We start from the raw sequence: 11,268 nt of genomic DNA on the forward strand, positions 1-11,268 counted from the left end.
GACAGAGGTCAGGTGGTGGCTCGAGTTCACAAAACGCTCTACGTTCGCAAGAAACCAAAGGCATCGGCCTGAAAAGCAGGACGCCTGACCCACGCCCGGCGCACGTCATGAGCTCAGCAAAATCTCAGGCTTGTTCTTGCGCGACCCGCTGCAGGAATTGCCGGATATCTTCAAAGGCTTGCTCGGCTTCCGGTAACAGTGGCGAGAAAATGTGCCAAACGTGAACCATATTCTGCCAGGTGTGAACCTCCACTGACGATCCTTCTGCCCTTGCTTTAGCCGCGTAACGTGTGGCGTTGTCCAATAGCATTTCGGTGGTGCTGGCGTGGATTAACGTAGGCGGCAGGTTGTCAAGATTGCCTCGCAGGGGTGACGCCGCCGGATTGGTTGGGGATATCCTGAAAGCGGCCAGCGTGCCCCACCAAAGGATCGGTAATGGAATCTTGGAGAGGCCGCCGAACACTGGCCCAAGCAGGGCATCGGTGCGGATGTTGTCCCGATTGCTGGGCGCGGTCAGGGTAAGGTCGGTAGAGGGCGACAGAGCGATCGCCGCATCGGCTTGGCGCACGCCGTTATCGCGTATCCATGCGAGTAACGATAGCGTGTGACTGCCGCCGGCCGAATCCCCGGCCACCACCATAAACTCGGCTTTTTCTTCTCCGTCAGGCCCATGATTAAGCAGCCAGGTATACGCGTGGCGACAGTCCCGAATACCATCCATAAAACGATGCTCCGGCATCAGCCGGTAGTCGAGAGCAAAGACCGCAGCATTAGCGATCTGTGAGAACCGATCTGTAATGGCCCGGTGGCTGCGAGGACTGCCAGCGGCCCAGGCACCGCCATGAATGTAGAGTACGCGCCGGCGAGTGTCAGCGCCGGGAGCAATCACCCATTCACCCCTGGGATGGTCACAGTGGCGCAGTTCCGATTGTATTTCTACGCCTTCGCCAAGATTGTCGAGGTGGTTCCTCAGAGCGATCAGTCTGGCTTTACCTTTCAGTCCTTTGGAGGCACGCCCCATGTCTTTGATACGCTCCATAACCTCATCATGGGCCGGGTTGGGCGCAACTTCTCTGACAGCCCAGTCGCCGCCATCGAATTGAGAAAGATCGGTTACCCGAAACACCACGAGCGTGGCCAGAACGATGAAGACAATGATGGCAAGCAGAATCCAGAGCATGGGTTTTCCTTTTGGAGCCCTGTAAAAAGGGAACTAAGCTGTGACTATATTCGTACCATGACAAATCTGACAGAGGAAAGACATCTTGGAAATAGCCTATCGGGCCCGGGATATCACCGAGGCACACATAATTGCCGGCATGTTGGGCGCTCATGGGATCGAGGCTCATGTGGGCGGGCACTTTCTGCAAGGGGCGATGGGTGAGATCGGCTCGGCCGGATTCAGTAATGTTCACGTTGACGACGAGGACTATTACCGGGCACGAGTGCTCATCGACGAATATGAGAGGGATGCTCCCACGCCTGTGGCGAAACCGGGTGGCCAGGATAGGCCGGATCACTATGCGCGCTGGTTCATCCTTGTTCTTATCTTTCTGATGTGGCTGTTATGGCGATTTTGAGTTGAAAGAGCGTGTTGCATCGCTATGGCCTTCAGGCTGGTGCTGACGGGTTGTTTTTTGTTATGTTATAACGCTTTTGAGGCCCGTTCCGATGCCAGACCCCATTCGTCCGATCCCTACTAACCTTATTCTTGGTTTCCTTGGCGTCGGCAAGACGACTGCAATTCTCGACTTGCTCCGGCACAAACCCCAAGGCGAAGTTTGGGCCGTGCTGGTCAATGAATTTGGTGAAGTAGGCATTGATGGCGCACTACTTGAAACCGAAGGTGCGGTGGTTCGGGAAATTCCCGGAGGCTGTATGTGTTGCGTTGCCGGGCTGCCTATGCAAATTGGTCTGAACCAACTGATTGCCCGGGCCAAACCTGACCGTTTGCTGATCGAGCCCACCGGACTTGGCCATCCGTCCCAGATTCTGGACACTCTGACCGGGCAGTATTACCGCGAGGTGCTGACCCTGGGACCAGTGATTACTCTGGTGGACCCCCGTAAGCTGGATGATCCGAGAGTGCTGGATAATGTGCAGTTCCGGGATCAGGTGGCTGCAGCAGACATCCTGGTAGCCAACAAGACGGACCTGTGCGAGGATGCCCAGATACAGGTTTTTGATCGATGGGCGGCGTCTCTGTCGCCCGCCAAACCTCAGGTATACCATACCAGGCACGGTCACCTTTCTGTTGGCTGGCTGGATGGCGACGCTGGCCTGCCCGAAGTCACGGCCCCTCACGCGCATCATCACCAACACAGCCGGGCTGAAGAGACCCCACGGCCATCCATTGAGGAAAACCCCTGGCAATTGGTCACGAATGAGGGGCAAGGGCACCATAGCATCGGGTGGCGCATTCACCCGGAATTATGCCTGGATGAAAATTCGGTGTTGGCGATGGCCATGGATGACCGGCTACTCAGATTTAAAGCGGTGATCCACACCCTGGATGGCTGGCGCGTTGTTAACGTGGTGGATGGGACCGTTTCGATCTTGCCGGGTGAGTCCAGAGAGCTTTCCCGGGTTGAACTCATTACAGCCGAGGCGCTGGATGCCTCGGAAATGGACCAGCTTCTGCGAGCAGCAGCCGGGCTGACCGAATAGGAAGAAGGTATGAAGATTCGGATTACGCACCAGAGAGTGACACTGTTCCTGCAACTGATCTTATTGTTGGAGGCTGTGCTTGCTGTATGGGGGCAGCGGTGGTTTACCGCGTTTTTAACCGGCATGATCATCTTGATCACGTTGTTTCCGATTCTGTTTGAGCGCCAATTTCGGATACACATTCCGCCCGAGTTGCAGTTAGCCGCCATCGGTTTTGTCTTTGCCTCATTATTCCTCGGCGAGATTCATGACTACTACAATCGATTTTGGTGGTGGGACATGGCGCTGCACACCATGTCTGGCTTTTTGCTCGGTATTCTCGGTTTTCTGCTGGTTCATGTGATGAACGAGACCGAAAAAATCAATGTGCACCTGAACCCCGGTTTTGTGGCATTTTTTGCGTTTATGTTTGCGCTCGGTGTGGGTGCTTTGTGGGAGATTTTCGAGTTCACCATGGACAGTGTGTTGGGAACCAATATGCAGAAACCCATGTTGGGTGATCCATCCGGCCTGACCGATACCATGTGGGATCTTATCGTTGACGCCATTGGTGCACTGATCATTTCGGTGTTGGGTTGGCGTTACCTGAAAAAAGCGGACAGAACCTCATTCCTGGAGCGCTGGATTGATTCGTTTATTGAGCGTAATCCACGGTTCTTCCAGAAGTGACATGAGCTCACAAGATGCATTATCAAAAACGAAAGACGGCCAAATGCTTTGCCCGGTGTGTGAGGCAAGTTATTTAGTACCCTTCCGGGTGGTGGGTGAAATAGCTTATCTGCGCTGCCAGGAGTGTTCTGCAACGGTAATGGAGCCCGGCTGCCGTTTGTCTGCAGATGAAGAGCGGGCGGTCTACGCGCTGCACGACAACCAGCTAGATGATGCCGGCTATTGTCGTTTTCTGGCAAAGCTGTCTGACCCTCTGAAGGAAAAGCTTGCCAGCGGTGCTCAAGGGCTGGATTTCGGTTGTGGTCCGGGACCGGCCCTTGCCGCTATGCTCGAACAAGCCGGGTTTGGCATGGCGCTCTATGATCCGTTTTTCTATCCGGATCGCTCCGTGCTGGGGCGGCGCTATGATTTCATTACCTGCACCGAAGTGGTTGAGCATCTGTATCGCCCGGCCGAGGTGTTCCGGCAGCTTGATAAACTGGTGATGCAGGGTGGTTGGCTGGCGATCATGACGTGTTTTCAGACCGACGATGAACGGTTTGATCACTGGCATTATCGACGAGACCCGACTCATGTGGTGTTCTATCGTGAGGAAACGTTCGCCTGGCTGGCAAATCACTATGGCTGGCGTCTGGAAATTCCCCGCAAGGATGTCGTGCTGTTACAGAATGCTTCCGGTTAAGGTCATTGCCTGACCTCTGGTTCTGGGCATATTGGCAACGCCGGGCAATGGCTGCTGTCAGGGCTGGGTTGGTCCGAAAACTGGAGGTTGGCCTGGCCAAACCGTTCGGGGTCAAGGCGTATGGCACAGGCCAGGGCTTCGGCCGCCTGCTTTGGGCTCGCTGAGGCGTCTAACGCATACGCGAGGTTATTCCAGCCTTCGGGAAAGTCAGGAAAGCGGTTAACCACTCTCAGGAAATGGGCAGCAGCGGTGGCAGGCTTGTGCTGATCATAAGCCAGGTTGCCTTGAGCCATGATTGGTGCCGGTTGGTCTGGCCAGCGGTGTTCAGCGGTCTCATAAGCCTTTTGTGCCGCCAGGGTATGGCCGGTAATTTCCAGATCATGGGCTGCACGCAAATAGGGCAGTGTCTCGGCGGTTTCCGGCAGCTTGTCAGGCGGCAGGATAACCATCGCCCAGCGGCTGGCGCGGTCCCAGGTAGCGTGGAACGTTTTGTAAGGCATCCGGTAATGGCGGCGGGTGTCTGTGTTCAGGATCAGAACTTCCTTATCGCTGTCGTAGCCAACCACTACTGCAAAGTGCCATTGCGGCCACCAGTTGAATCTCAGGTTCTGCATGACGAGCACCGGGTTGCCGGCGGTCACCTCGCTCAGCACGGCATCTATGTTTGTCGCCAGTGGATACACCACCATGTCATGGGAGCGCGCGCCCGCCACCATTTCAACTTGCAGAGAGCCCTGGCGGCCGGGTAGATACACCAGTTCTTTCAGGATGTCCGGGTCGGTTGCCAGGCCTTGGGTGTTCAGCATGGTCGCCAGTGAGGCCGGGCCACACTGGTACTTTTCCTGTGGATAGAAGGGCACGTTATCCAGAAGTACCTGGTCCAGCATTGTGTTGTCCTGATGCGCAGGAGCTTTAGCCGAAGGGTGGTCTGGCCAGGGTGGAGTGCTGGCGCAGCCGGCCAGCAAAAACAGCCCCAAAAGGGCTGTCCATCTGCTGATCAGGCCTGCGCTTGCAGGCAGGGTTGGTTGGGTCAACGAACGCAATTGACGAAAGAGAAGACGTTGGTGGCACACAACATGTCGGTGATGATAAAGACCAACAAGAACAGCACGATCACACCGACCACGCCTTCACCGGTGGGGGCTTCCGCCAGTTGCTGTTCAAAGTCTGCAAGTTCTGCAGGGGTCAGGTTCTGGATTCGTTCAGCCACCTGGTCTTCGCTGACGCCAAGCTGCGAGAGCTTGTCTTTGACTTCCTGAGTTTCCAGCATGTTCAGTAGTTGTTGGCGATCAAGGTCAACCTGTTGCTGCTGAATCAATTCTCCGGTGCCCACCATGCCTGCGTGTGCAGAGACAGAAAAAGTGGTGGCAAAGGCCAGCAGCACTGCCATGATCAAGGAAAGCTGCCTAATATGGGATCTGATGCTGTTCATTTCAGGTTCCTTCATTGTTTGTTTCATTAAAAACAATAGACTGGAACCTGTACTGATTCAACATACAAAACGTTCACGCTTTGGCGCGGGCATCAGAACGTCGACAGTCCGGTCGCTTCCATCATCCGGTACTGCCAGTACCTGAGCCGGGAGGGCTCTGCCCAGGCTGAGTAGGGCAGGCTCAGTGTTTGCCTATCGTTTGGGCCGGCCTGCCAGTATTGATTGAAGAGCGCCGTCGCTTGCCGTGCAACGGTGCTGCTCGCCGGTGTTGCCAGCCAGACGTTGGTTTCAAGGTTGAGGTCGTCCAGATTGCGACGGGTAAAGTTGGCCGAGCCGAACAGGAATTCCTGCTGATCGCCACGCGGGGTGTAAATGAGTAACTTGCTGTGGCACTGCTCGCCTTCGGTGTTGCACCAACGGACGGGTATGCCGGCCTGTTGCAGTTCGTGGGCGACAGGGCGGTTCGGGATGCCGTTTTTCTCATGGCCGAAGGCATCTTTGTTGGCGTCCAGTAACAAACGCACGGTTACGCCACGACGGTGTGCAGCCAGCAGTGCCTTGATGATCGGGCGATGCGAGAGGTAGAACATCGCCATATCCAGGGTCTCTCCGGGCTGACTGCGATCAATCATATCGAGTGCGGCGTCGCGGATGGCGGATTCGGTCAGCACTTTCATGATGCCGGCTGCGTCATAGCCGGCTTTGGCATCTGCAATCATCTCCCTGATCCAATGGTCCAGGGTGGCGGTGCTGGCACCAGACATTTTTAGAACGGCTTGCTCGCTTCTGACCACATCGATAACGGCGGGCCCGCCGAAGGCCAGGCCAATGTTGCTGTGCCGGCTGCTGCCGTCGTGGGGGTTGGCAGATGTGATTATCGCCCGGTAACCCTGGTCATCATCCGTCACCAGCAGTTTACGGTGGTTGGCCTTGAAGTTCGGGAGTGCCAGACAACTGCGAATCGTGGCTGGCTCATCGCCCAGAGCGTTGGGCAGCCAGCCACCGTCCGGATTATTGCCAAGCCATTGGCAGCACAGGCGCCAGAGAGAAGACCAGGCCGGATTGCTGTCGCGAAGTGGTTCCAGACGGGTGATCACAACCTCGATGCCAACCTTGGATAGAGCCTCGAAAGCGGACGAACGGGTACCACCGTAAAAGGTGTTCAGAGGGTCTGAGATCACCACAATATCGATGTCTGGCCGGGTCGCCTTGCGCTTCAGTAAAGCTTGCGTGAGCTGCTCGGCCAGAGGGCGCAGTTCCGTGTTTTCAGGTTTGGTGCCATTAAACAGGAACATGTCGACCAGAATGAACTTCTCTGCATGGGCAATCAGTCTGAAGATTTCATCAAAAATCTGGTGTTCAAGCAGTGTATTGCCATCGTTGGCGTGATGAGTCACATCTGTCAGCAGTTTCGGGGCGACCAAAGGTACCGGCTCACTCTGATGCCGAATACCGGCGGGGAGCGGTTTGAAGGAATGCCACAAGCCAATGCCGGCCAGTATCAGGAGCAATGCAAAGGCGAGTAACTTCATGGTCATGGCCGATTCGTTCCATCGAGCGGGGGAGGGAGTGCCGGTTTGGTGGTCGTAAAACCCAAGGCAGCAGGATGGCTATTCCCACCGCCCTGACCTGGCTGTTACTCCTGTGGGAGTTCAGCGTTGTGGAACACGTTCTGAACGTCATCCAGATCGTTCAACATGTCGAGAAATTTTTCAAACATAGGGATGTCATCACCTGCCACCACGGTGGTGGTTTTCGGCAAGAACTGGATCTCGTCAACCTCAAACTCGATGCCTTCAAACGCAGCTTCCAGTGCCTGTTTGGCTTTGGCGTATTCGGTGTTCGGCGCAAAAACGGTGACGTTGCCGTCTTCGGTCTCGATGTCCGTGACGTCTACGTCCGCTTCCATCAAGGCTTCTAATACCGCTTCTTCATCGTGACCAGAGAAGGCAAAAATGGCGCAGTGGTCAAACATGTGGGCAACCACGCCCGGAGTACCAATCTTGCATTTGGTTTTGGTGAAGGCCAGGCGCACGTCACCAAAGGTACGGTTGGGGTTATCGGTCAAGCAATCGACGATCACCATGCAGTTGCCTGGCCCATAGCCCTCGTAGCGGGCGGGGGAGTAGTCCTCTCCGGCGCCGCCTTTGGCTTTGTCGATGGCTTTCTCGATAACGTGAGCAGGTACCTGGTCTTTCTTGGCGCGCTCGATCAGGCCGCGAAGGGTCAGGTTAGCCGTTGGGTCTACACCGCCAGATTTGGCGGCCATATAGATTTCCCGGCCATATTTGCTGTAAACCTTGGTTTTTGCCGCGGCCGTCTTGGCCATGGATTCTTTACGATTCTGGTAGGCTCTGCCCATCTGTGGTGCCTCTCGTGCTCTTGGTAAAAGGACGGATTTTACTGAAGTAGCGTCCGGGGGGACAGGCCTATTTTTTAACCCAGGCTATCCCTAGGTAGTGGTTTAAATATGCTTTAGTAGCGGCGACTGCCAGAGCAGAGGCTGATAGCGTGATGTATATCGGTCGTTCAAGTGGGGCATTGCAATGTACAAGTTTCTTTCAGTCGCTTTTTTCGCATTTTTTCTTGGCACTGCGCCTGTATTGGCGGGCGATGTTGATGATGCTGAAGAGCAAACCCGAATAGCGAGGGATATGGTAAAGGCTTTGCAAGCCTATGCCGTCTACAAGATGGGGCAATACGATGAGGCTTTCGAGCGCTATTGTGAGTTAGCCGATCGGGGCAACAGCCAGGGCATTCTCAATGTTGCCAATATGTATGCTGCGGGGTTGGGCACTGAGAAAGACTTGGAAAAAGCCTTTGAATGGTATTTGAGGGCCGCCGAAAAGGGCGAGGTGATCGGAATGGAAGCAGTAGCAGACGCCTACCGTGAAGGGCTAGGCGTAGCTCAGAGTTCGTCAAAGGCTGACCATTGGCAGGCACAGGCACGTGTCGCGCGCCAGAAATAGCCGGTTTGCCTGGCGTTGGTCAGGCTCTGCTGGATGTCACACGTATTCCACCGGCTGCCGGTAATTATCCTGTGACACCAGATCAATCCCGCAGTCCATCTCGCTGACCCAGTTCAGGAACCGGTCTATCATCACGGGTCCCTCAAAGCGCTTGCCGTGCTGCGGCACAATCATAGCCACATCCATCCCACGAACCATATTGGCCCAAAGGCCGCACACCTTTTTGGAGGCGATATAGCGCCGGTGGAAACCGATCATGTTGGGAATGTGCTTGTCAAAGTCCTGCACCGGTTTGTGATCATCTTCACCCCCCATGGAAGCACCCAGATCACCTGAAAAAAGGATCTTCGAGACCGGATCATAGAACTGCAGGTTGCCCACAGAGTGCATGAAGTGAGCAGGTATGCACTGCAGGTAGCTGTCACCGAACCGGACGTTGGCGCCACCGTCGGGAATACTCACGATGCGGTCGTAAACGCTGCCGCTCAGCTGGTTAGTGACATAACTGGACACCAGATGCGGCAGGAATCGGGCCCACAGTTTGGAGGTCACGATCTTGGCGCGGGTGTGCACAATCCAGCGATCAATCGCACCGATGATGTCCGGGTCCTGGTGAGACGCGAAGACATAGTCCATGTCGCGGATGTTCATGTACCTGGACGCGGCCACCGAAAGCGGGGTGTAAGTCAAATCTCCGCCCGGGTCAATCAAGGCTTCGTGTTTGCCATCGACAACAAGGAACTGGTTGGACTGAACGCCTTCGCCAGTCACGAGGGAATCAAACATCAGGCACTTGTGGTGCCCGTTGTCGAAAAGAACAATCGGTTCGGCCGCCATTTCGGTCTCCCGCAGAAGAGTGGGTATACGGCATCAGGTATGCTGATGGCCGACTATTGCAATCTGCGCGGGAGGGTACAGAATTGACAAATGTGCCGGGTTGCCTCAGGTCAATTATCTGATATTCATCAAGTAACGTATTGTTGCCCGAATGCCTGAGGCGAGACTTTGTAGCGCCTATGCCAGCTTAGGCACCCGGCGAATACCGCGGCGCAGGCCTTTCTCCAGAGCAGCGCTGACCAGCTTGCCCGAGAAAGGTACGATGTCTTCAAAGGTGATGGTGTAGTTCAGCTGGGTTTGGCCATCGGGGGTCTCCGAAAAGCGAATCCTGCCCAGATGGTTCTTGATCGGGCTCATGCTGGTGATGGCGTACTCAATCAGCGTATCGGGCTCGAAGTTCAGTACGGTCTCCTCCAGTGAGAGGGGGCCGATGCCGATCTTGCGCACAGAGCCCAGGCCGTTCGGGTCTGCCTGGTCACTGTCTTTGATCCGTTTGACCGGTGCGCCAAGCATTTTGCCGAAGCGCTGGTGGTCTGCAAACAGGGCAAAAACCTTCCTGCGGGGAACGTCAAAAGTCTCATTTATTTCAATGTGGTACGTAGCCATGCTCACACTCTTGTTGTGCATTGTTGGTATAAGAGTACCCGTTCACGAAGTTCAACAAAAGTCGTAGATGTGGGCAGATGCAAGGTTGGCCTTACAATCCACACTGGTTATACTCATGCCCGCTCAGGACGAGTAAGCAGTTCATCATTAATCTTCAGGGACCGAAGTCATGCCCCAGGCAAGCGGATTGCAGTTCACCGCCCGTGTAGGCGAATTCCCCTCAGATCACTTCGTTGTTGTCGGCTTCGCGTTGACCGAAAGCCTCTCCCAGCTGTTTCAGGGCCGTTTGCATCTGGCCAGTACCGACCCGGACGTGCAGGCGGCGGATATTCTGGAGCAGCCAGTGGACCTGGTGGTCTGGCAAGACGGCCAGCCGGTGCGACGCTTCACCGGCGTGGTGAACGAATTCGTCCGCGGCAACACCGGCCACCGCCGCACCGCCTATGAAGTGGTCATCCAGCCCCCGGCCTGGCGCCTGGGCCTGATGCACAACAGCCGCATCTTCCAGACCCAGAGTACCGACGCCATCGTGCGCACCCTGCTCGAAGAACGGGGCATCATTGATACGGTCTTTGACTTCAAGCGCCCCCCTGAGGAACGGGAATACTGCTTCCAGCACCGGGAAAGCGACCTGCAGTTCATTGAACGACTGGCCGCCGAAGAAGGCTGGCACTATCGCTACCAGCACGGCAGCGTGGATGGCGAAGAACAACCGGCCCTGATCATCGCCGACCACCACGGCGACGCCCCCAAACTGGACCCGGTGCCCTGCAACACCCAGGCCGGCGGCAGCACCAAACAGGCCTGCGTATTCAGCTTCGCCTACCAAGAGCGCATCAAAGCCGCCTCGGTCGCCATGAAGGACTACACCTTCAAAAACCCCGCCTACGCCTTGATGCACGAACACAGCGCGGGCGACATCAGTCACCGTGAAGACTACCAGCACTACGACTACCCAGGCCGCTACAAAGTCGACGCCAGTGGCCAGCCCTTCACCCAGGCCAAACTGGACGCCCTCAGAAACGACGCCAGCCTCGCCAAGGGCGAAAGCAACCGCCCGGACTTTACCCCCGGCGCCAAAGTGGCATTGCAGGACCACGACAGCCAGAGCCTGAATCGGGAATGGCTGCTGACCGCCATCACCCACACCGGCCAACAGCCCCAGGCCATGGAAGAAGAGGGTGGCAGCGAACCCACCAGCTACCACAACGACTTCACCGCCATCCCGGCCGATAAAACCTGGCGGCCAGTGTGTGAACACAAACCCATGATGGACGGCCCCCAGATGGCCATCGTCACCGGCCCCGAAGGTGAAGAGATTCACTGCGACCAGTACGGCCGGGTGAAAGTTAGATTCCCCTGGGATCGCTACTCAAAGAATGATGAACACTCAAGCGCCTGGCTAC

The 11,268-nt window shown here is 55.9% G+C and carries 13 protein-coding genes; 6 read left to right on the plus strand and 7 right to left on the minus strand.

The genetic code is table 11. The annotated features are described in order from the left end of the window. Positions 1-124 precede the first annotated feature (124 nt). Positions 125-1,180, minus strand: coding sequence for an alpha/beta hydrolase (locus IBX51_RS12700; protein WP_291831654.1), 1,056 nt, complete (start codon positions 1,178-1,180; stop codon positions 125-127). 85 nt (positions 1,181-1,265) lie between these two features. Here IBX51_RS12700 and IBX51_RS12705 point away from each other — a divergent pair, with 85 nt between their 5' ends. The 4 genes from IBX51_RS12705 (at position 1,266) to IBX51_RS12720 (ending at position 4,018) form a co-directional block, all read left to right on the plus strand. Beyond that, complete coding sequence (locus tag IBX51_RS12705) at positions 1,266-1,580, plus strand: DUF2007 domain-containing protein (RefSeq protein WP_291831655.1); 315 nt, start codon at positions 1,266-1,268, stop codon at positions 1,578-1,580. A gap of 91 nt (positions 1,581-1,671) precedes the next feature. Then, on the plus strand, positions 1,672-2,667 hold the full coding sequence (locus IBX51_RS12710) for a GTP-binding protein (protein ID WP_291831656.1): 996 nt from the start codon (positions 1,672-1,674) through the stop codon (positions 2,665-2,667). A gap of 9 nt (positions 2,668-2,676) precedes the next feature. Beyond that, on the plus strand, positions 2,677-3,336 hold the full coding sequence (locus IBX51_RS12715) for a hypothetical protein (protein ID WP_291831657.1): 660 nt from the start codon (positions 2,677-2,679) through the stop codon (positions 3,334-3,336). A 1-nt stretch (position 3,337) separates the two neighbouring features. Then, the gene (locus tag IBX51_RS12720) at positions 3,338-4,018 is read left to right on the plus strand and encodes a class I SAM-dependent methyltransferase (RefSeq protein ID WP_367166352.1); all 681 of its coding nucleotides are present in this window, start codon (positions 3,338-3,340) and stop codon (positions 4,016-4,018) included. A 2-nt stretch (positions 4,019-4,020) separates the two neighbouring features. Here the strand turns inward: IBX51_RS12720 and IBX51_RS12725 are convergent, their stop codons facing one another. The 4 genes from IBX51_RS12725 to IBX51_RS12740 all read right to left on the minus strand — a co-directional run bounded on the left by IBX51_RS12725 (position 4,021) and on the right by IBX51_RS12740 (position 7,812). Then, positions 4,021-4,905: a PA2778 family cysteine peptidase gene (locus tag IBX51_RS12725; protein ID WP_291831658.1), complete on the minus strand. Its 885-nt coding sequence runs from the start codon at positions 4,903-4,905 to the stop codon at positions 4,021-4,023. Positions 4,906-5,048: 143 nt separating this feature from the next. Then, the gene (locus IBX51_RS12730) at positions 5,049-5,450 is read right to left on the minus strand and encodes a PA2779 family protein (RefSeq protein WP_291831659.1); all 402 of its coding nucleotides are present in this window, start codon (positions 5,448-5,450) and stop codon (positions 5,049-5,051) included. Positions 5,451-5,542: 92 nt separating this feature from the next. Further along, positions 5,543-6,988, minus strand: coding sequence for a phospholipase D family protein (locus tag IBX51_RS12735; protein WP_291831660.1), 1,446 nt, complete (start codon positions 6,986-6,988; stop codon positions 5,543-5,545). A 98-nt stretch (positions 6,989-7,086) separates the two neighbouring features. Continuing rightward, on the minus strand, positions 7,087-7,812 hold the full coding sequence (locus tag IBX51_RS12740; protein WP_291831661.1) for a YebC/PmpR family DNA-binding transcriptional regulator: 726 nt from the start codon (positions 7,810-7,812) through the stop codon (positions 7,087-7,089). Positions 7,813-7,996: 184 nt separating this feature from the next. Between IBX51_RS12740 and IBX51_RS12745 the strand changes: the two genes are divergently transcribed. Next, complete coding sequence (locus IBX51_RS12745; RefSeq protein ID WP_291831662.1) at positions 7,997-8,419, plus strand: sel1 repeat family protein; 423 nt, start codon at positions 7,997-7,999, stop codon at positions 8,417-8,419. 36 nt (positions 8,420-8,455) lie between these two features. Here IBX51_RS12745 and IBX51_RS12750 read toward each other — a convergent pair whose 3' ends face one another. Together IBX51_RS12750 and IBX51_RS12755 are read right to left on the minus strand one after the other, a co-directional pair. After that, complete coding sequence (locus IBX51_RS12750) at positions 8,456-9,256, minus strand: MBL fold metallo-hydrolase (protein WP_291831663.1); 801 nt, start codon at positions 9,254-9,256, stop codon at positions 8,456-8,458. Positions 9,257-9,433: 177 nt separating this feature from the next. Next, on the minus strand, positions 9,434-9,862 hold the full coding sequence (locus tag IBX51_RS12755; RefSeq protein ID WP_291831664.1) for an SRPBCC family protein: 429 nt from the start codon (positions 9,860-9,862) through the stop codon (positions 9,434-9,436). Between the two features lie 169 nt (positions 9,863-10,031). Here IBX51_RS12755 and tssI point away from each other — a divergent pair. Beyond that, the coding region (gene tssI / locus IBX51_RS12760; RefSeq protein WP_291831665.1) for a type VI secretion system tip protein TssI/VgrG at positions 10,032-11,268 on the plus strand (1,237 nt) is incomplete at its 3' end.

It is taken from the genome of Marinobacter sp., from assembly GCF_014859525.1.
Taxonomy (GTDB): Bacteria; Pseudomonadota; Gammaproteobacteria; order Pseudomonadales; family Oleiphilaceae; genus Marinobacter.

Bases quoted from the DNA above. Each gene is read 5' to 3' on its own strand.
- IBX51_RS12755 (WP_291831664.1), bottom strand. From the start codon at position 9,862: ATGGCTACGTACCACATTGAAATAAATGAGACTTTTGACGTTCCCCGC.
- IBX51_RS12710 (WP_291831656.1), top strand. From the start codon at position 1,672: ATGCCAGACCCCATTCGTCCGATCCCTACTAACCTTATTCTTGGTTTC.
- IBX51_RS12715 (WP_291831657.1), top strand. From the start codon at position 2,677: ATGAAGATTCGGATTACGCACCAGAGAGTGACACTGTTCCTGCAACTG.
- IBX51_RS12730 (WP_291831659.1), bottom strand. From the start codon at position 5,450: ATGAACAGCATCAGATCCCATATTAGGCAGCTTTCCTTGATCATGGCA.
- IBX51_RS12745 (WP_291831662.1), top strand. From the start codon at position 7,997: ATGTACAAGTTTCTTTCAGTCGCTTTTTTCGCATTTTTTCTTGGCACT.
- IBX51_RS12700 (WP_291831654.1), bottom strand. From the start codon at position 1,180: ATGCTCTGGATTCTGCTTGCCATCATTGTCTTCATCGTTCTGGCCACG.
- IBX51_RS12720 (WP_367166352.1), top strand. From the start codon at position 3,338: ATGAGCTCACAAGATGCATTATCAAAAACGAAAGACGGCCAAATGCTT.
- IBX51_RS12735 (WP_291831660.1), bottom strand. From the start codon at position 6,988: ATGACCATGAAGTTACTCGCCTTTGCATTGCTCCTGATACTGGCCGGC.
- IBX51_RS12750 (WP_291831663.1), bottom strand. From the start codon at position 9,256: ATGGCGGCCGAACCGATTGTTCTTTTCGACAACGGGCACCACAAGTGC.
- IBX51_RS12740 (WP_291831661.1), bottom strand. From the start codon at position 7,812: ATGGGCAGAGCCTACCAGAATCGTAAAGAATCCATGGCCAAGACGGCC.
- IBX51_RS12725 (WP_291831658.1), bottom strand. From the start codon at position 4,905: ATGCTGGACCAGGTACTTCTGGATAACGTGCCCTTCTATCCACAGGAA.